Origin of the sequence: Rhizobium leguminosarum, from assembly GCF_010668065.1 — a bacterium.
Classification (GTDB): domain Bacteria; phylum Pseudomonadota; class Alphaproteobacteria; order Rhizobiales; family Rhizobiaceae; genus Rhizobium; species Rhizobium leguminosarum_S.
This window is the reverse complement of the sequence record NZ_WUEN01000016.1, coordinates 37,859-56,922: the sequence shown is the minus strand read 5'-3', so window position 1 is coordinate 56,922 and position 19,064 is coordinate 37,859. Positions and strand designations below refer to the sequence as shown.

General features: G+C 62.0%; 15 protein-coding genes. 8 read left to right on the top strand and 7 right to left on the bottom strand.

Features of this window, described 5'->3' with window-relative positions; translation table 11 throughout:
• Window positions 1–42 precede the first annotated feature (42 nt).
• From GR198_RS30380 to GR198_RS30370, 3 genes are read left to right on the top strand one after another with little or no spacing between them, the layout of a single operon-like run.
• Window positions 43–828, top strand: a complete 786-nt coding sequence (locus GR198_RS30380; RefSeq protein WP_246706294.1) for a TlyA family RNA methyltransferase — start codon at window positions 43–45, stop codon at window positions 826–828.
• The gene (locus GR198_RS30375; protein WP_164070146.1) at window positions 825–2,075 is read left to right on the top strand and encodes a class I SAM-dependent RNA methyltransferase; all 1,251 of its coding nucleotides are present in this window, start codon (window positions 825–827) and stop codon (window positions 2,073–2,075) included. The genes GR198_RS30380 and GR198_RS30375 overlap by 4 nt, the downstream gene beginning before the upstream one ends.
• A 2-nt stretch (window positions 2,076–2,077) precedes the next feature.
• Complete coding sequence (locus tag GR198_RS30370) at window positions 2,078–3,088, top strand: MBL fold metallo-hydrolase (protein WP_164070145.1); 1,011 nt, start codon at window positions 2,078–2,080, stop codon at window positions 3,086–3,088.
• 38 nt (window positions 3,089–3,126) lie between these two features.
• Here GR198_RS30370 and GR198_RS30365 read toward each other — a convergent pair whose 3' ends face one another.
• The gene (locus GR198_RS30365; RefSeq protein ID WP_164070143.1) at window positions 3,127–3,882 is read right to left on the bottom strand and encodes a crotonase/enoyl-CoA hydratase family protein; all 756 of its coding nucleotides are present in this window, start codon (window positions 3,880–3,882) and stop codon (window positions 3,127–3,129) included.
• 9 nt (window positions 3,883–3,891) lie between these two features.
• Window positions 3,892–5,670: an acyl-CoA dehydrogenase gene (locus GR198_RS30360; protein WP_164070141.1), complete on the bottom strand. Its 1,779-nt coding sequence runs from the start codon at window positions 5,668–5,670 to the stop codon at window positions 3,892–3,894.
• A gap of 209 nt (window positions 5,671–5,879) precedes the next feature.
• Here GR198_RS30360 and GR198_RS30355 point away from each other — a divergent pair, with 209 nt between their 5' ends.
• Window positions 5,880–6,875: a transporter gene (locus GR198_RS30355; RefSeq protein WP_164070139.1), complete on the top strand. Its 996-nt coding sequence runs from the start codon at window positions 5,880–5,882 to the stop codon at window positions 6,873–6,875.
• 160 nt (window positions 6,876–7,035) lie between these two features.
• On the opposite strand, the gene GR198_RS30350 is transcribed toward GR198_RS30355, so the two are convergent.
• Together GR198_RS30350 and GR198_RS30345 are read right to left on the bottom strand one after the other, a co-directional pair.
• On the bottom strand, window positions 7,036–7,515 hold the full coding sequence (locus GR198_RS30350) for a BA14K family protein (RefSeq protein WP_029872661.1): 480 nt from the start codon (window positions 7,513–7,515) through the stop codon (window positions 7,036–7,038).
• Window positions 7,516–7,735: 220 nt separating this feature from the next.
• The gene (locus GR198_RS30345; protein WP_029872660.1) at window positions 7,736–8,980 is read right to left on the bottom strand and encodes an aromatic ring-hydroxylating oxygenase subunit alpha; all 1,245 of its coding nucleotides are present in this window, start codon (window positions 8,978–8,980) and stop codon (window positions 7,736–7,738) included.
• A gap of 403 nt (window positions 8,981–9,383) precedes the next feature.
• Between GR198_RS30345 and GR198_RS30340 the strand changes: the two genes are divergently transcribed.
• From GR198_RS30340 to GR198_RS30330, 3 genes are all read left to right on the top strand, one after another.
• A complete protein-coding gene (locus tag GR198_RS30340) occupies window positions 9,384–9,992 on the top strand; it encodes a DUF6656 family protein (protein WP_164027056.1) in 609 nt (202 codons plus the stop codon).
• 206 nt (window positions 9,993–10,198) lie between these two features.
• A complete protein-coding gene (locus GR198_RS30335) occupies window positions 10,199–11,173 on the top strand; it encodes an L-threonylcarbamoyladenylate synthase (RefSeq protein ID WP_164070138.1) in 975 nt (324 codons plus the stop codon).
• 32 nt (window positions 11,174–11,205) lie between these two features.
• The gene (locus tag GR198_RS30330) at window positions 11,206–12,636 is read left to right on the top strand and encodes an FAD-binding oxidoreductase (protein ID WP_164070136.1); all 1,431 of its coding nucleotides are present in this window, start codon (window positions 11,206–11,208) and stop codon (window positions 12,634–12,636) included.
• Window positions 12,637–12,654: 18 nt separating this feature from the next.
• Here GR198_RS30330 and GR198_RS30325 read toward each other — a convergent pair whose 3' ends face one another.
• Complete coding sequence (locus tag GR198_RS30325) at window positions 12,655–15,984, bottom strand: DUF1217 domain-containing protein (RefSeq protein ID WP_164070134.1); 3,330 nt, start codon at window positions 15,982–15,984, stop codon at window positions 12,655–12,657.
• Window positions 15,985–16,284: 300 nt separating this feature from the next.
• On the opposite strand from GR198_RS30325, the gene GR198_RS30320 reads away from it, so the two are divergent.
• Window positions 16,285–16,851, top strand: a complete 567-nt coding sequence (locus GR198_RS30320) for a DUF6101 family protein (RefSeq protein WP_018486292.1) — start codon at window positions 16,285–16,287, stop codon at window positions 16,849–16,851.
• 97 nt (window positions 16,852–16,948) lie between these two features.
• Here GR198_RS30320 and ubiA read toward each other — a convergent pair whose 3' ends face one another.
• Both ubiA and GR198_RS30310 read right to left on the bottom strand, forming a co-directional pair.
• A complete protein-coding gene (gene ubiA / locus GR198_RS30315) occupies window positions 16,949–17,908 on the bottom strand; it encodes a 4-hydroxybenzoate octaprenyltransferase (RefSeq protein ID WP_164070133.1) in 960 nt (319 codons plus the stop codon).
• Window positions 17,909–18,067: 159 nt separating this feature from the next.
• A complete protein-coding gene (locus GR198_RS30310) occupies window positions 18,068–18,880 on the bottom strand; it encodes a MipA/OmpV family protein (protein ID WP_164070130.1) in 813 nt (270 codons plus the stop codon).
• Window positions 18,881–19,064: the final 184 nt, after the last annotated feature.

Genomic DNA, 19,064 nt, shown 5'->3' with positions numbered 1-19,064 from the left:
CGCCGAAAGCTTTTGAGGGTCAATGACGGTCTTGGGAACAAAATGCTTGCAACCGGCGGCTTTGCCGGTCATGCACAGCCGATGTCAGATCAAAACACCCAACGCCTCGACCAGCTTCTCGTCTCTCTCGGCCTCTTTGCCAGCCGTTCACGCGCCCGCGACGCCGTCCAGCGCGGCACCGTCAGGATCGGCGGCCAGGTGGTCACGAAGGCCGGCGCGCTGTTTGGCGCAGACGCGGCAATCGAGATCGACGATCCGGCGCAGGACTATGTCTCGCGCGCCGCACTGAAGCTTGCCGCAGCACTCGACCATTTCCGGCTCGATCCCGCCGGCCATCACTGTCTTGATGTCGGTGCCTCCACCGGCGGCTTCACCGAGGTGCTGCTGCAGCGCGGCGCCGTCCATGTCACCGCGATCGATGTCGGTCATGGGCAGATGCATCCGCGCATATCAGGCGATCCGCGGGTGACCAACAGGGAAGGCCTCAACGCCCGCAACCTGACGGCAGACGATATCGACCATCCCGCCACCTTCATCGTTTCCGACGTCTCCTTCATCACGCTGAAGCTCGCGCTCGCGCCGGCGCTCGAGATCGCCGAACCGGGCGCTGTCGCCGTTCTGCTGGTCAAGCCGCAGTTCGAGGCCGGGCGCGAGGCGATCGGCAAGGGCGGGATGCTGAAGGACCCCTCGTCTGCTCCCGCCGTCGCGGCGGAACTGGAGCGCTGGTTCGTCGAGGACATGGGCTGGAAAAGCCTCGGCCTCATCCCCTCCCCGATTTCCGGTGGCGACGGCAATCAGGAATTCCTTCTGGCAGGATTGAAACCGTGAGCACCGAAACCGTCACGATCGAGAAGCTCGGCGCCCAGGGCGACGGCATCGCCAGCAGCGCCGGCGGACCTGTCTACGTACCCTTTTCCCTGCCCGGCGAAACGGTGGCGATTGCCCGGGTCAAGAGCCAGGGCACGATCATGTCGATCACGACGCCCTCGCCCGACCGGCAGGAGCCACCTTGCCGGCATTTCGGTCCGGATGGTGTCAATGGCACCTGCGGCGGCTGCACGCTGCAGCATATGGCAGATGCGCCCTACCGCGCCTTCAAGCGCCAGCTGGTCATCGACGCGCTGAAATCCAAGGGGCTGACATCAGTGGTCGGCGAGATCGTTCCGGCCCAGCCGGGCGAACGGCGGCGCGTGGTCTTTGCCGCACGCAAGACCGAAAAGGACATGCTTGTTGGATTCAACCAGGCTGAAAGCCACCATATCGTCGCCATCGAGGAATGTCCGATCTCGTCGGCAGGAATCATCGCCCGGCTGCCGGCGATCAGGGCGATTGCTGCATCGCTGGCGACCAGCGCCGAACCCTTCCGCGTCGCGGTGCTCGAAACGCTTTCCGGCCTCGACATCTCCGTCGACGACGTGAAGAAACTCTCCGACCCGCAGCGGCGCAAGGCGATCGAGACCGCGCTCAGCCTGCGCGGCATCGCCCGTGTTTCGCTGAACGGCGAAATCCTCGTCGAGCCGTCGAAGCCGATGGTCGAATTCGGCGGCGTCCAGGTTTCACCGCCGCCGGGCGGCTTTACCCAGGCGACGAAGCCCGCGGAAGAGGCGATGGCGGAACTGGTCATTGCCCATGCCGGCAAGTCGAAGCGGATCGCCGATCTCTTTGCCGGCTCCGGCACGTTTTCACTGCGGCTGGCGCGTATCGGCCGCGTGCACGCCGTCGAAGCCGAGGCAAAGGCGCTCGCAGCACTCGATCATGCCGCGCGCAACACGCAGGGGCTGAAGCCGGTTACCATCGAAAAGCGCGATCTCTTCCGCCGTCCTTTGATGACACAGGAATTCAAGCCCTATGACGCCGTCGTCTTCGATCCGCCGCGCGCCGGTGCCGAGTTCCAGTGCCAGGAGCTCGCCCGCTCCGGCGTGAAGAAGATCGTCGCCGTCAGCTGCAATCCGCTGACGCTGGCCCGGGATCTCGCGATCCTTGTCGAGGGCGGCTACCGCATCACCGGGGTGACGCCGATCGACCAGTTCCTCTGGACCTCGCATGTCGAGGTGGTGGCGACGCTGGAGAAATAGGCGTGTCTGTCGGAAAGACCAAAAGACGCAACCCCTACTATAACGGCCCCGTGTCCGATCACTTCGACGGCACGCATTTCTTCAATCCAGAAGGTATTGAGCCCCTTGGTTTCCGCGATCTGCTGCGGTGGCAATTCGGCGGTGGCCGTGAGCGCTGGCCGCAGTCGGTCCCAAGTCCATACCCGGCGGCCAAGCCGGATCCACGCGTAGACGGCGAGGATCTGAGGGTGACCATGGTTGGCCATGCAACAATGCTCGTGCAGGTCGCTGGGCTCAATATCCTTACCGACCCGGTATGGTCAGAGCGCGCGAGTCCCTTCGCTTTTGCCGGACCCAGGCGCGTCGTCCAACCTGGCATCGCGTTCGATGATTTGCCGCCGATTGATCTCGTGCTGGTATCGCACAATCATTATGATCATCTCGATATCGCAACGCTCAAGCGGTTGGGTGCGAAGCATCGGCCGCGTGTCGTGACGCCACTCGGCAATGACGCGATCATTCGCCGTGCCGTGCCCGATATACAGACGACATCGATGGACTGGGGCGAGCGCATTTCGCACGCCGGAATAAGCATTGATGCCGAGCCTGCACACCATTGGTCCGCGCGCGGAACCGCCGATCGCCGGATGGCACTCTGGGCGTCGTTCGTCTTGTCGACTCCAGCCGGAAAAATTTACCACGTCGGAGATACCGGCTTTCACAACGGCATCAACTACGAGGCGGCACAGCAGAAGCATGGCGGCTTTCGTTTGGCCATTTTACCCTTCGGCGCTTATGAGCCGCGATGGTTTATGAAAGGGCAGCACCAGAATCCGCAAGAGGCGGTGATCGGGATGAAGTTGGCAAATGCGGCCTATGTGGCCGGGCATCACTTCGCCACGTTCCAACTGACAAATGAAGCGGTCGATGCGCCGGCAAGAGCCTTGCAAAACGCAATGCGCGAGCATGAGATCCCCCCGGAACGGTTCCGGCCGCTCAGGGCCGGCGAGGTATTCAATGTGCCGGCGGTCTAATCGGTATCCGTTTGCTCCCGGACTGGTGTTGGCGGCGCTCAGCGACGCATGAAGGCTTCGAAGGCCGCCCGGGCCTCGGCACTTTTCAGCCGCGCGGAGAAATAGCGGGCCTCTTCGTCGATGCGGGCGATGATCTCGCCGCGGTCGCCGCGAATGAGATCGCGGGCGATGCGCAGCGCCTCCGGCGGCTTGGCCGCGAGCTTTGCAGCAAGGCCAAGCGTCACGGCATCGACTTCACCTGACTCAACGACCTTCCAGACCAGGCCGGCTTCCTTCGCTTCCTCGGCGGAGAATGCTTCGCCCGCCGCCAGCAGGGCGAAGGCGCGCTGATGCCCCATCAGGCGCGGCGCGACGAGGCTGGAACCGGCCTCCGGCACCAGCGCCAGATCGACGAAGGGGGTGCGGAACTGGCTGCGGCTGGAGGCAATGGTCAGGTCGCAATGGAGATGGATCGTCGTGCCGATGCCGATCGCAAGGCCGTCGACGCCCGAGACGACGGGTTTTTCGGCATTCACCAGCGCATAGAGGAAATCGAGGATTTCCTGCTCCAGGCCGCGGCCGCCCATCGCGGCAGCGAGAAAATCGTTCATATCGTTGCCGGCCGAAAAGCAGCCTTCGGTGCCGAGCAAAGCGGTGGCGCGGATGCCGGGATCGGCATTGGCCGCATTCAGCGCATCGGCCATGGTGCGATACATGGCGCGGGTGATGGCGTTCTTCTTCTCCGGCCGATTGAAGCGGATGGACTGGACGCCGGGATGGGCGGAAGGCTGCTCGACGATGATGTGATCGGTCATTGGGTCTCCTCAGGCAAGCAGGATACGGGCGGCGGCAAGGCTTGCCGCGCCATTGACGACCCTGTCGCGCAGGGCTGCGGTCTCGGCAAGCAGGTTTTCGGCGGCAAAGCGGCAGAGCGCGATGCGGCCCTCGCCTGCCCCATCGACTCCCTCAGCGAGACCGCCCTTGGCAAGATAACAGCTGGTGAGCACGAGGCCGAATAGGCGCTGATAGGGGGTGGCACCGGAGAGCGCCTCGGCGGCCTTGTCATCGGCAAGCGTCTTTGTCAGCCAGGCGGTCGCCTGCTCGAGATCGGCGATCGCCGCGTCGAGCCTCACAGCGGTCTCGCCGAAACCATTAAGATTGGAGCGGCGGACGTCGTCGGCGATCTCTCTAAGCTCGGCGATGAAGCCCTTCACCTGATCGCCGCCGGAGAGCGGCAGCTTGCGGGTGACGAGGTCGATCGCCTGGATGCCGTTGGTGCCCTCATAGATCGGGGCGATGCGGGCATCACGGAGATAACGCGCCGCACCCGTCTCCTCGATGAAGCCCATGCCGCCATGCACCTGGATGCCGAGCGAGGCGACGTCGACGCCGGCATCGGTCGAAAAGGATTTGGCAATCGGCGTCAACAGGGCGGCGCGCTCCTGCCAGTGGCGGCTGGAGTCACCTACCCGATGGGACATGTCGATCGCATGGGCGCAGACATAGGAGATGGCGCGCGCCCCTTGCGTCAGCGCCTTCATGGTCAGGAGCATGCGGGCGACATCGGGATGTTCGACGATCGGGCTCATGCCGGCACTGCCTGAACCCGGCGCCCTGCCCTGTGTGCGTTCCCTGGCATAAGCGAGCGCCTTCTGGGTGGCGGCCTCCGCGATCGCCACGCCCTGCATGCCGACGGCAAGGCGGGCATTGTTCATCATCGTGAACATGCAGGCCAGTCCCTTGTTCTCCTCGCCGACCAGCCAGCCCACAGCGCCCTTTTCACCGCCGAATTTTCCGTCGCCATAGATCATCGTGCAGGTCGGCGAGCCATGGATGCCGAGCTTGTGCTCCAGCGAATGGCAGAAGAGATCATTGCGGGGCCCAAGCGAGCCATCGTCGTTCACCAGGAATTTCGGCACCAGGAAGAGCGAGATGCCGCGTGTGCCGGCCGGCGCATCCGGCAGGCGGGCGAGCACCAGATGGATGATGTTGTCGGCCGCGTCATGCTCGCCCCAGGTGATGAAGATCTTCTGGCCGAACAGGCGGTAGCTGCCGTCATCGCGGCGCTCGGCGCGGGCTTTCAGCACGCCGAGATCGGAGCCGGCATGCGGCTCCGTCAGGTTCATGGTGCCGGTCCATTCGCCGGAGACCATCTTTTCCAGATATTTGTCTTTCAGCGCAGCACTGCCATGGGCGCTGACCGCCTCGATGGCGCCCATCGTCAGGGTCGGAGCGAGCGCAAAGGCCATGGAACCGGAATTCCACATTTCGAGTGCTGCGACATTCAGCATATGCGGCAGGGCCTGGCCGCCGAAAGCCTCGGGCGCCGTCAGGCCGTTCCAGCCGCCGGCAATCCAATGGCGGTAGAGATCGCGCCAGCCGTCCGGCAGCCGGACCTCGCCATCGATCAGGCGGGCGCCCTGGCGGTCGCCGATGTCGGCGAGCGGCGCCACCTCTTCTGTGGCAAAACGTCCCGCTTCGGCGAGGATGGCGTCGACGAGATCCTCGCCGAGATCGCCGAGCAGCCCTTTTGAAATCGCCTCGCCCATGCCGGCTACATGCTTCAACGTGAACGCGATTTCCTCGACGGGCGCCTTGTACATGGTTTTTCCTCCGCAGACCGGCCTGCACTTGGGCAAAGCCCCTCCGAGGCAAGGGCTAATTGATTTTTACGTAAACGTCAATTTCGATTTCCTCGGCCGCCATGCGATAAATCGCCTGACATGACGCTTTGCGCTTGCACCCTTGCACAAATGAACGTCATGGAGACACTCTAAGGAATGACATCGCCTTCGCAAAGGATCGGCGAACAATGGATACATTGCCCGTCAACATACCCGGTTTCGTCTGGGGCTATCGCTTCTCGCCGGGTGAAAAGACGGCGGTGCGGCTGAACAATAGTGCGACGGTGGCGGAACTGACCGCCGACAACTGTTTCTACTGGCTGCACCTCAACCTTGTCGACGCCCGCGTGCCGGCCTTGCTCGATACGCTGGAGGGGCTGACGGAGGACGCGAAATCGGCGCTGACGACGCGGGATACGCATGCGGCCATCACCGTCGACGAGCAGATGCTCTATGGCACGCTCGTCGACTGTCAGCGCGATTTCGCCGAGGATACCAACAATCTCGGCTGGCTGCATTTCGCCATGTCCGGCCGCTTCCTCATCACCACAAGGCTGCAGCCGCTGCGCAGCGTCGAGCGGGCGCGGGCGCTGATCGATAGGAATCCGGGCAAATTTTCCCGGCCGGTCGATCTCTTCGAACTGCTGGTGATCGAGTTCCAGCGCACGCTGATCGCGATCGTCATCGAGCTCACCGAGGAGCTGAACCAGATCGAGGATATCGTCTACGACAGCGCGCAGCGCGATGAACGCCGACGCCTGGCGCCGGTGCGGCGCACCGTGGTCAGGCTGCATCGGCATCTGCGCACCGTGCTGGCGCTGATGCGCCGGGCGGCGGCGGCCGACGACGACGAGATGCCCTTCGGCTTCGACGACGTGGCGCGGCGGCTGACGAGCCGGCTGGAAACGGTCGACCACGATATCTATGCGCTGCAGGACCGGGCACGCCTGCTGCACGAAGAAATCGACTCGAAACAGTCCTCCGAAACCAACCGCCACCTCTATCTGCTGTCGATCATGACGGCCTTCCTGCTGCCGCCGACCCTGGTGACCGGCTTCTTCGGCATGAACACGGCAAACCTGCCCTTCGCCGTCGGCGACTACGGCACGGAATACGCCGTCGTCCTCATCGTCGCCTCCATTGCCTTTGCCTGGTGGCTGTTGAGGCGCGTGGATATTCTTTGAGGGTGAAATTTTCGGCATTCTGAGGGCGCGCAGCCCCTCATCCGGCTGCCGCCACCTCTCCGTCTCCCGCGAAACTCTCGCATGGCACGTCCCCTCTCCCCGTTTTTACGGGGAGAGGGTTAGGGTGAGGGGCAGTGTGGGGACGTTGTCCGTCCCAGCCTCAATACGGCGAATAGCACTGCTGGCGCGGGCCGTTATAGGGCTGGAACGTGTTGTCGTAGGCACGATAGGACCGGTAGCGGTTGGCGCACCAGGCGACGTGGCTCGAACCCATGCGGGGAGCGGGCGCGACGTAACGCGGCTGCGCGACGATAGCGCCGCCGATGACCGCGCCGGCGCCGAAGGCGGCGAGCGGATACCAGTAGCCGTTATAACGGCGGTATCCCGGGCGGTAATAGGAATAGCCGCGATAGCCACCGTAATAGCCGGGCCGGTAGTAGGCACCGGGACGATAGCCAGGACGGTAGCCCGGACGGTAACCGGGGCGATAATAGCGGCGGTACTGCACGTTCTCGACGGCGGAGGATTTTTCCACCTGCGGGGCGGTGGGCATCTGGATTGCCTGCGACGGCGCAAAGCCCGTCAGCACCACGGCGGCCGCCAGAACTGCGGTCGCGATCTTGTTACTCAAACCGAACATTCTTCTCTCCCATTCAACAGCGATAACCGCCTGCTCAGCAACGCTTTCGTGCCGGAATGGTTCCGAAAGCGGCCGGGGGCCAGCTGCTTCCGTATGTGTACAGAAATCGATCTGAACCGGGCATTAACCGGGAGGCCGATGATGTCGCCCGGAACGCACTTCAGTCCTTTGTTCATGCATGCCGTTATCCCGGAACCGTAACAGTTCCGGGCTACATGCATTAGGCCACGGCGGAAATTTTCGCCTGGTCACCCTGCAGACGGTTCACCATGAAGTTCGAATACCATTCGAGGAACTGCATGACGCCGCCCTCGTGCAAGGCGGAATAGGGGCCGGGTTCATAGGCGGGCGAGTGAATGCCGAAGGCGTTTTCCTCGACGATGCGGCGATCCTGATCGTTGGTCTCGGTCCAGACGTGGGTCAGTTCTTCGAGATTATAATCCACGCCTTCGACGGCATCCTTGTGGACGAGCCACTTGGTCGTCACCGCTGTCTCGTTGGCGCTGAGCGGCAGCACGCGGAAGGAGATGGCGTGGTCACCGAGCAGATGGTTCCACGTCGTCGGGTAGTGGAAGAGCAGCATGGCGCCGATATGGCTGATCGAAATATCGTCGGAGAGCTGGCGCTGGACGGCGCGCTTGCCCGACATGGTGTAGCTCTCGGCATCCTCGATCAGCGGCATGCGGGCGGTGCGGAACTGGCCGTCCGGCGAAATCTGGAACTTGCTCGGCAGGCCGGCGGCCTCGCAGCGCGCCCAATGGCCGGCGATCTCGGGATCATCCGCGCCGCCATCCGTGCCGGTGACACTCGGAGCTTCGGGATAGGTGCGGCAGAGCTCGGGGTGATTGGCAGCGCAGTGATAGCACTCGCGGTTGTTTTCCCAGACAAGCTTCCAGTTGCCCTTCTCGATGATCGTGCTCTGAAAGGCGACCTTGCTCTCACTGATCCGGTGCGGCGCGACATAGGGTTCGATCTTGTCGCGCACCGGCTGGAAATCCGGGGCGTTATTGGCAAGGCAGATGAAGACATAGCCAGCGACGATTTCGCAATGGACGGGCTTCAGGTTGAAGCCAGTCTTGTCGAAATCATCGCCCATGTGGCGGGCGAAGGCGAGCTTGCCTTCGAGATCATAGGTCCACTGATGATAGGGACAGACGAGGCGCACGGAGGAGCCGTGCTCCTTGGTGCAGACGCGCGAGCCGCGATGGCGGCAGCTGTTGTGGAAGGCGCGGATGACATTGTCGCGGCCGCGGACGATAACGACGGGATAGCTGCCGATCTGGACGGTGAAATAGGCGCCCGGCTTCGGCAGCTCGCAATCATGGCCGATGAACAGCCAGTCGCGATAATAGATCATCTCCATGTCGAGCTGGAAATAATCCTCGTCGATATAGAACGGCTGTTCGAGGCTGAAGCCCTCACGGCGGCTCTTGAGCTGACGCAAAACGTTGCTGCGAATATCCATCTTCATGTCCTCGTGCACCCGGCTGCCGCCTTCCGGCAAGAAGGCCGGCGGAAACGCGCCCGCTTCCTTCTCTCATGGCGTCATTTAATCACCGAGCCTGCCTGCCGCGTGGTTGTAATGCGACATCGGCTTCGAAATTGACGACAGGATGCGGCAAGCCGCAAGCTGCCGATCCCGGTCGATGACATCGCCCGACTCTCCGGGCAATTATCCTCAATTGCGACATGGCGTAAAGACCCGCTCCGCAAAGAGGTCGACTGCCTGATATCGATGTCAGTCGCGTTTGCGACATCTGCCGGGATTTGCCCTTTAGCCGGGCGGCTGCGGGGCCATTTTTTAACATCGCCTTAAGCATACGGTCCTATCCTCCTGATGATCACCGACCGACCGAAGAACGCGAACCATGGCCAGACTCCGTTATTTCGACGCGAAAGATGCGAGCAGATCGCAAGAGCCGCAGCTGATTGCCGCGCATTCCGAATTCCTGCGCACCGGCCGCATCCCCCGCGAGCGGCGACATTGGCTGGCAGAGGAAAAGCGGTATTTCAGCCATGATGAGGTCGCCGCAAAGACCGGCCGCAAGCTGCAGGTGGCCGGCGAAAAGACGCATCAGCACATCAACGGCTTTCATCACTCGATCCAGTTTCCGAAGATGATCTTCCACCGGACGCTGGAGGACAGCCCGCATCTCGGCTACTGCCACGTCACCGCCGCGCGGACGAAATTCGCCCATTACGAAGACGTGAGCTGGGCCTTCTACATCTCGAATTTCTATTCCGACATCGGCGAGAACGATAATTTCTTCGAACGCATCGATGTCGGTTATTCCCGCATGTATTTCGCCGTCGCGATCAAGCCTGGCGAGAACTCCGCGGAAAAGATGACCATCGACCGGTCGGTGCGCGGCAACGGCCTGCTCTTCCGCACCCACGATCCGCAGGCGGCGATCCGCAACATCCTGCTGCTCGGCGCCCGCAACGAACAGCTGCGCGAAATCATCCGCCAACTCTAAAGCGCGACGCGCTTTAGGTCCTTGCTTGATGATGTCGTTGTCCCAAAACCGCTGCACACTTTTGGGCGACATGCATATTCCTTGCCTGATGCATGCCGCGGCCCCAAAACCGCTGCACACTTTTGGGCGACATGCATAGATGAACAACGCGATTGATCGCAGGCGGCGGAAAGCCTAATGACTGCCAGAACGAACACGGGCAGGACATGGCACGCACGATCGATATCACGGTAGACAGGCAGGCAGCGCTGGAGGCGGCCTCAGCCGCTCTTGCCGACGGCTTTGCCATCGCCATCCCGACGGAGACCGTCTACGGCCTGGCAGCCGATGCCACCAATCCTTTGGCCATCACCCGCATCTACGAGACAAAGGGACGGCCGCGCTTCAACCCGCTGATCTGCCATATGGCCGATCTCGCGATGGCCGAGGAACATGCCGAATTCGACCCGGTCTCGCGGGCGCTCGCCAAAGCCTTCTGGCCCGGCCCGCTCACCCTCGTACTGCCGCTGAAGCGGGAAAGCCCGATCCATTCGCTGGCGACTGCCGGGCTCGACAGCGTCGGCATCCGCGTGCCGAAGGGGTTTGCAGGCGCTTTGATCGGCGCCTTCGGACGGCCGCTCGCAGCCCCCAGCGCCAATACCTCAGGCGGGGTCAGCGCCACGAGTGCCGCCCATGTCGAAGCCGATCTCGGAGTGAAAATCCCGTTGATCCTCGATGCAGGCCCGAGTGCTGTCGGCGTCGAATCGACGATCGTCAAGGCAGAGGGCGGCCAACTCAGGCTGCTTCGGCCGGGTGGACTGGCGGCGCGCGAGATCGAGCGTGTTGCAGGCCAACCGCTGCTGCGGGCGAAGGCGGCATCGGCGGCCATCGAGGCGCCGGGCATGCTCGCCTCGCATTACGCGCCGGGTGCATCGGTGCGCCTCAATGCGACGGCAGTCGAACCGGGCGAAGCGCTGATCGCCTTCGGCAGTGCTGCGGTCTCCGGCGCGGACAGTGCGCGGATCGTCCTCGATCTCAGCCCGCGCGGCGACCTTGCAGAGGCAGCCGCCAATCTTTTCGACTATATGAAGCGGGCCGATGCCAGCGGCGCCCGGAGTATCGCCTTTTCGCCCATTCCCGAGGAGGGGCTCGGCGAAGCGATCAACGACCGCCTGCAGCGGGCAGCCGCGCCCCGCGACTGAAGGACCGGGAATAGGATGGAGAATCGAGCCCGATGAGCAGCATTTCCAACGAGGATCTCGACCGCTTTATTGCTATCGTCGGCGAAAAATACGCGCTTCGCAGCGAGGCCGATCTTGCGCCGCATCTGATCGAAAACCGCGGGCTCTATCACGGCTCCTCCCCTCTCCTTTTGAAACCCGGTTCGGTCGAGGAAGTCTCCGCGATCATGAAGCTTGCGACGGAGACCGGAACGGCGATCGTGCCGCAGACCGGCAATACCGGCCTCGTCGGCGGCCAGACGCCGCGTCAGGGCAAGTCGGATGTCATCCTGTCGCTCGAGCGCATGAACAGGATCCGCGATGTCGATCCGGTGGCGAACGTGCTGGTGGCCGATGGCGGCGCCATCCTGGCCGAGGTGCAGAAGGCGGCCGAGGCGCATGGGCGGCTCTTCCCGCTGTCGCTCGGCTCGGAGGGCTCCTGCCGCATCGGCGGCAACCTTTCCACCAATGCCGGCGGCACGGCCGTGCTTGCCTATGGCAATATGCGCCAGCTCTGCCTCGGCCTCGAAGTGGTGCTGCCGACCGGCGAAATCTGGGACGGGCTACGCCGCCTGAAGAAGGACAATACCGGCTACGACCTGCGCGATCTCTTCATCGGTGCCGAAGGCACGCTCGGCATCATCACCGGCGCGGTGCTGAAGCTCTTTCCCCAGCCGCTCGGTCATCAGGTGGCCTTCGCCGGCCTGAATTCGGTGACGGATGCGCTTGCCCTCTTCAACCTCGCCTCCAGCCTCTGCGGCGCCTCGCTCACCGGTTTCGAGCTGATGCCGCGTTTCGGCGTCGAGATCACCACGCGCCACATCGACGGCGTGCGCGATCCGCTGGACGCGGCCTATCCCTGGTACGTGTTGATCGACATTTCGACATCGGATTCGGCCGAGACGGCGGAACGGATGATGAATGGCGTGCTGGAACAGGGCTTCGAGGCTGGGCTGGTGCTCGATGCCGCAATCGCTGCATCGGTCGCGCAGCAGAAGGCGATCTGGCACATGCGCGAAAGCATGTCGGACGCTCAGAAGCCGGAAGGCGGATCGATCAAGCACGATGTTTCGGTGCCGGTATCGAAGATCCCGCATTTCATGGCCGAGGCCGAAGAAGCGGTGATGGCGGCGATGCCGGGCGCCCGCATCTGCGCCTTCGGCCATATGGGCGACGGCAATATTCATTACAATATTTCCCAGCCGCTCGGTGCCGACAAGGCCGCCTTCATCGCCCGCTGGCGCGAGATGAACCATATCGTCCACGGGCTGGTGCTGGCCCATGGCGGCTCGATCTCGGCCGAGCACGGCATCGGCCAGCTCAAGCGCGACGAACTGGCGGCGATCCGCCCAACGATCGAAATCGAGCTGATGCGCCGCATCAAGCGCGCCTTCGACCCCGCCAATATCATGAACCCGGGAAAGGTCGTCAGCCTCGATCCGTGAGGCTGCACGCCATCAGGCCTACTGCGTACCGCCGTTGGTCAGGATCATCAGCGCCGGCGACTGCTGGGTGGCGTTCTGGACGTCGTACATCGCGGTGAACCGGCGCAGCAGCTTGTCGACCTTCTTCGGATCCTGGAGATCCTCGAGCTTGACGAAGCGGTTGAGGAGATCGGCCTGTTTGGCGACATCCATGCCCGAGATCTGCGACGGCAGGCTGTAGGCTGTGGTGACGACCTGATAAAGCGCCCTGTCGCCGAGGATCCCATATATCGAGGTGATGCTCGGCGCCTTGCGGGCGAAATAGAGCGCCAGGCGGACGCCGTCATTGCTTTCGCCTTCCTGGGCTTCCATCGTCTGCTGAACGTAGAGCTCCTGCGTATGCTCCTCGGCCGCCTTGTTCTGGATGGTACCGATCTTGGCGCGGGTCAGGTTGCCGTCCTTGTCGAAGTTGAAGGCGGCAACGATATCCTTGAATCGCGCATCGACGGTGGCGTTGAGGTAGCTCTTCTTGTCGTCGGGATTGGACGTGAAGATCTTCTTCAGCGTCGCCTTGTCGTAATCCTTGGGGTCAAGGTTGTTCGCCTTCAGCACCAGATCGGTCAGGCGGCTGTCATCCAGGAAATCGTCAAGCGACTTCACCTTCGCCATGCCCTTGGCGAAATAGTCGACTTCAGCCGTCGCGTCCTTCGCCGCCTTGTCCTTCACCGGACCGTCCTTCATCAGCATGGTGATATGCGATCTATAGTCGGTGGCGTATTTGGCCATGGTCGCGTCGGGCAGTGCCTGGAAGGGTGATGCCGCCTTGCCGTCGGGGCCGAAATTGAAGGCGCGGGCAAGATTGGTGATACGTTCATCCTTGAGCGAGGCGACATAGCCATTCGGATCATAGGCATCGCTCGTCAGGATCTTGCGCATCATCGAGCGCGACACCTCCTGGTCGGTCAGACCGAAGGCCTGCAGCGCCACGTGGAAGAGATCCGGCAGATTGTCGTTGCTCTTGCTGAAATCGACCGCCGAATTGGTGCGCAGGAAATCATTGACGCTCTTGATGTCGGAGAAATTCTGCAGGCGGCTGGTATCCGCCATCAGGCTCTTGTAATTGGCAGCGACCTCGTCGATCGCCTCATCGCGCTCGTCGTCGTAGCGCGCGGCGTAGTTGTCGTTGGTGGTCTGCGCCTGGTCGGCCGTCTGGACCGAGCTGACGACAGGAAGCGATCCATCGGCGGCGAAGTTGAAGTCGGCATTGAGATCGGCGTGACCGGCTGCTGCAGCCGCCGTCGCATCGGTCAGGATGCTCTTCAGGTCGGCGTTCGAGATATTGAACGGCAGATTGTAAGTGCTCTTCAGGAAATTGGTGATGCCGTCATCGGCAATAAGATCATCGACATTGGCGACCGCCCCCATGCGTGCGGAATAGTCGTTGGTCCGCGCTGTCGCACTAATTTTCGTATTGCTGATCTGGGCGGCCGTCTGCGCCTGCATACCATCTTCAAGCGTGCCGTCCGCCTTGAAGTTGAAGGCAGCGGCAACGTCGGCATAAGTGCCGGTGCCGCTCTGGTCGGTCAGGATATTCCTGAGATCGAGATCGCTGACCGTCGATGGGATGCCGAAGGCATTGCGGACGAAATTGTTCAGTTTCTGGTCTGCCAGCAACTGATCGACGTCCGAGATGCCGGCGATGGTCGCCTGATAGTAGACGGCCGCGTCATTCGCCTTGCTGGTGGTGTTCGCGCTTTGCGAGGCGCTTTGCGAGGCGTAAAGGGTGGCGACAGAACCGTCCGTCTTGAAATTGAAAAGATCGTGGACGTCGCTATAGCCCTGGGCGCTGGCAGCCGCGGGATCGACCAGGAAGGTCCTCAAGGTCGCATCAGAGACGCTGTCTGCGATCTGCATGCTGTTTCTGATGTAGCTGACGGCAACGGCATCCGACATGATGTCGTCGACATTGATGACATTGCCGATCATGCCGTTGAAATGTGCGGCGTTCGCCGCCGACTTGTCGGTGGTCGACTTGCGCTGCGCTTCCGTCTGAATCACCGAACCGTTGATCGAACCGTCCGCCTGGAAATTGAAGTCGGCATTGAGGTCGGCATGGCCCTGAGCCGCGGCATAGGCCGAATCCGTCAGGATGTTCTTCAGGTCGGCATTGCTGAAATTCGTACCGAGACCATAGGCATCCTTGATATAGCGCGCCAGCACGTTGTCGGCGAGCAGGTCGTCGACATTGGTGATGCTGCTCGATTGCGAGGTCAAGGTATAATAACTGCCGGTGTTCGACGCAGCCGACTGCAGATTGTTCGCCTGGGCGATAGACTGGGCGCGCGCCGTGTTCGACGTCGAACCGTCCGCCTTGAAATTGAAAGCATTGTAGACGTTGGTGAAGCCCATCAGCTGGGCATAGCCGGGGTCGGTCAGCACCGCGCGCAGCGCTGCAGCGGTAAAGTCGGCGCCCATGCTGTAGGCCGTCGTGATGTATGAGGTCAGGCGCTTGTCGGCGACCAGGTCGTCGACATTGGTGATCGTGCCGATCTTCGCGGTGTAATAGGCCTTGTTGTATTCGGCCGCCGTCTTGCCGACATAGTAGACGTCGGAGCCGACCGAATTGTCGATGATGACCGATTGGGAATTCAGCGTGTAGGACTCGATGACCGAGGCCTTCTGCGCGGCGGTCTGGGCTGTGCCGGTGACGGTGCCGTCGGCGTTGAAGCTGAACTGGGCGGCAAGCGCCTTGTACTTGTCGCCGCCCTGCGTATTGACGACGCTCGTGGGATCGCTGAGATCGCTGGTCAGCACCTGCCGCAGAAAATCCTTCGACGCATAGGTGGGATCGATGTTGAAGGTCTTCAGCACATAGGTGCGCAGCCGGGTGTTGTTGACCAGGTCGTCGACGGTCGTCACACCGTCGATCGCTGTGCCGTAATAGCTGCTCTCGGCGCTCGCGGCCTTTTCGGCATCGGCGAAGGACTGCTTGTAGAGGCCGATGAGATCGTCCTCCTGCGCATCCGTCTGCACATCCTTCTCCGGCGCACTGAAATTGAAGGCGGCGGCGAATTCGCGGTAGCGCGTATCGGAGAGCTTGTTGGCGTAGCTGTCGGGATCGGTGAGATCGCTTTCCAGCACCTTCTTCATGAAGGCCTTTGCGTAGGTCATGTCCTCGAGGCCGTAGGCCTTCATCGCATAGCTGTAGAGCTTGTAGTCGCCGAGGAAGTCGTCGACATTGGTGACCTTGTTGATATGGTCGGCGTAATACTGGGCATCCTTCTTGACCGTCGTCTGCGACGCGACCTTATTGAGGCTCGACGTCATGTCCCGCGACAGGATCGTGTAAGCGAGGGAAGCCGTGATCATGGAAAGCGCCCTTTTCGGCAAAATCTCTAAAAGAACGACGAAATGCTGGTGAGCACATTTTGCCATGGAAAGCTTACCTGAGGCTTACCTCAGGATGTATCACTTCGGGACACCACATCGTTCACCTTCCGGAAACCCTGCCGGATTCGGTTTTGATAACCATCAGAGGAGGCAAAGTTTTCTTAACCGCAATTTTTAAGCTGTACGGAAGGGCGGCTGCCTATTGTCGGCCATAGAGGACGAAAAGTCCCAAGGAGAAGACCGGAAATCGGCTCTCAGGTAAGACAAGGGTAGAATGAAATGAACAATCCCGTTATGAAGCCCGCCTGGGCTGGCACGACGTTACGCCTCGATCCGTCCCGCTTTCCCCAGCAGGTCAGCTACGCCATCCACGATTGTTCGGATGACGTCAATATCACCATAGACGAACGCGGTGCGGTCCTGCGCAAGGTCCTCCCCTCCAGCGGCCTGCCGCTCTCGATTGCGCTGCCGAAGCGTGTTTTCAAGGGCGTCGCCGCCCGCGCCATCGACCATGGCGACGGCGATGTCACTGTCACTCTCGAACTCCATCACACCGATCCGGAGCTCTGCATTCCGCTGCTCGTCGCCCATGATCTCAGCGACATCGCCGCCGACTGGCGCAGTTGGTCCGAAGCCTTCCGCATTCCGATGCTGATGGTCGAGGCCGACGGCGTCGCCCGGCCGCTCGAAGACCACATCGGCGCCTTGCGCACCAGCGACCTCAAGCCGCGCCGCCGTCATTCCTACTTCGCCAATCGCCGTCCGCGCTTCCTCGTGCGCCGCACCACCGGCCGGCTGGGCGTCGCCATGAAGATCGAAGGCAAGGAAATCATCGCCCGCAACTGACCGAAATCGCGAAAGTTCGATTTTGGCGATAGCATATCAGAACCATTTTGAAACCCGGCGCCTGCGCCGGGTTTAATCGTTCCAGCCATCGTCCCAATCAGGGAATGGCAAACAGCAGCGAGACGAAGAGGCCGAAGAAGATGATCAGGCCGACGCGCTTGTTCGATTTGAAGAGCGCCAGGCACTGGTCGGCATCGTTGATATCGAGCCGGACGATCTGCCAGGCGAACATGCCGGCCGCACCGAGCAGACCCAGAAACGCGATAAGATTGGCGCCGGCGAGAGCGAAAGCGATAAACATCAGCACCAGCGTCAGCCCATAAAGGCCGATCAGCCATTGCCGCGTCCTGTCGCCGAACAGGCGCGCGGTGGAGCGGACGCCGATCAGCTCGTCATCCTCCTTGTCCTGATGCGCATAGATCGTGTCATAACCGATCGTCCAGGCGACGGAGGCGGCGTAGAGCAGGATGGCGGCAAAGGAGAGGCCGCCGAGAATGCCGGCCCAGCCCATCAGCGCGCCCCAGGAAAAGGCAAGCCCGAGGTAGAATTGCGGCCAGTCGGTAAAGCGTTTGGCAAAGGGATAAAACGCCACGATCCCGAGCGAGAGCACGCCGAGGAAGACGCTGAGCCAGTTGAACTGCAGCAGCACGAACAGGCCGACCAGCGCCTGCAAGCCGATGAAGATCTTCGCCCGGCGGCGGGTGACGCGACCGGAGGGCAGCGGACGCGACCGCGTGCGCGCCACTTCCATGTCGATCTCGTGGTCGACGAGATCGTTATAAGTGCAACCGGCGCCGCGCATGGCGACCGCGCCGATGAAATAAAGGAACAGGTGAGACACCAGCAGGCTGCCGGAATAGAGCCCCTCGCCGATCGCCGCATTGGCGGCAAGGGTCGCCGACCAGAAGCACGGCCACATCAGGAGCTGCCAGCCGATCGGGCGATCCCAGCGTGCGAGCTGCGCATAGGGCCAAAGCCATGGCGGCAGGATCCGGTAGACCCAGTTATCGGAAGGTGCGTCGGAGACGCGATCGTTGAAGTCGCCGGTATCGTGCATGCCGCTCATCTAGCGGCGGGCGGCCGATCCGGTCAAGAAGCGATCATTGCGCTGCCACTTGCATCATCCCTAGATCAGAATCGATCCCGGGATGAAATTATCCTGCAATTCAAAGTGTTACAGCGCTGCGCATCTGAGAGGGATGCGCAGCCGCGTCAATCACTGCAGGGAAAAATTGAACTTGTAGGTCGCCGAGACGCCGATCAGGACCTGGTTCTTCGAGCCGCGCTCGCGCACGAGGCTGCTGTCGGCGGCGGGACCCGCCAGCCGCTTATATTCGAGGAAGGAACTTGCCGAAAGGTTTTCCGTCGCCTTCCAGGTCAGCGCCGCGCCTGCGCCATAGGATTGGATGCCCGACGACGGCTTATAGGGATCAAGCCCGCTTGCGGCCGCCTGCTTGGCGTTGACGCCGTAATAGGCGTCGTAATAGCCGCTGGTGGCGAAGGTCGCGCGCGGGCCGCCTGATAGCTGCAGGTCGGGGGCGATATCGGTGAAGGCATCGACCGCGAGATCGGCGACGATGCCGTCATGCGAGCGGATGCCCTGGCGGACTTCGGCGCGGGCGCGAAGGAAGTCGGTCGGGTAAACCTCGACGAAACCGCCGGCTTCCGCCCCCCATTTGACCTTCTTCAAGCCCTTCAGCTCGCTGCCGTCGCCGTCATCGCGCGACGGCACGAACTTGCCGACGATGCCGGCGCGGAAGGCGCCCTTGTCGATGAGGGCGAAGGAAGGATTGTCGTTGCGCGAGGAAAAACGCGGGCCAGCACCCTGGCGGCCGACCGAGATCAGCGGGCTGAACTTGAATTCATTGTGCGACGAGCCCTCGAATTTCGGGGCGGAGAAGCCGGCGACGCCAACGCTCAGATACCAGTCGCCGGACCAGAAGTGCTGGCCGCTTTCTTGGGCGGCCACCGAACCAGCAGAAAAAAGGGCAATAGCCAAAGAGATCGATACGACTGATCGATGAGACACGTCCACACTCCAGAAAACGCAAAAACAAAGCCGCGGAGGGCGGCGCTCGCTACATCTATCCTGATGTCGTTACCCCAATGTTAACCACGGCGAAACAAAGGGCGCTAATGAAAGGCGTGCCGCCTTTGGCAGTCGTAAGCGACATCCCGCCAGGAGATTGGCGAGAGCAGCCCCTCATCCGCCT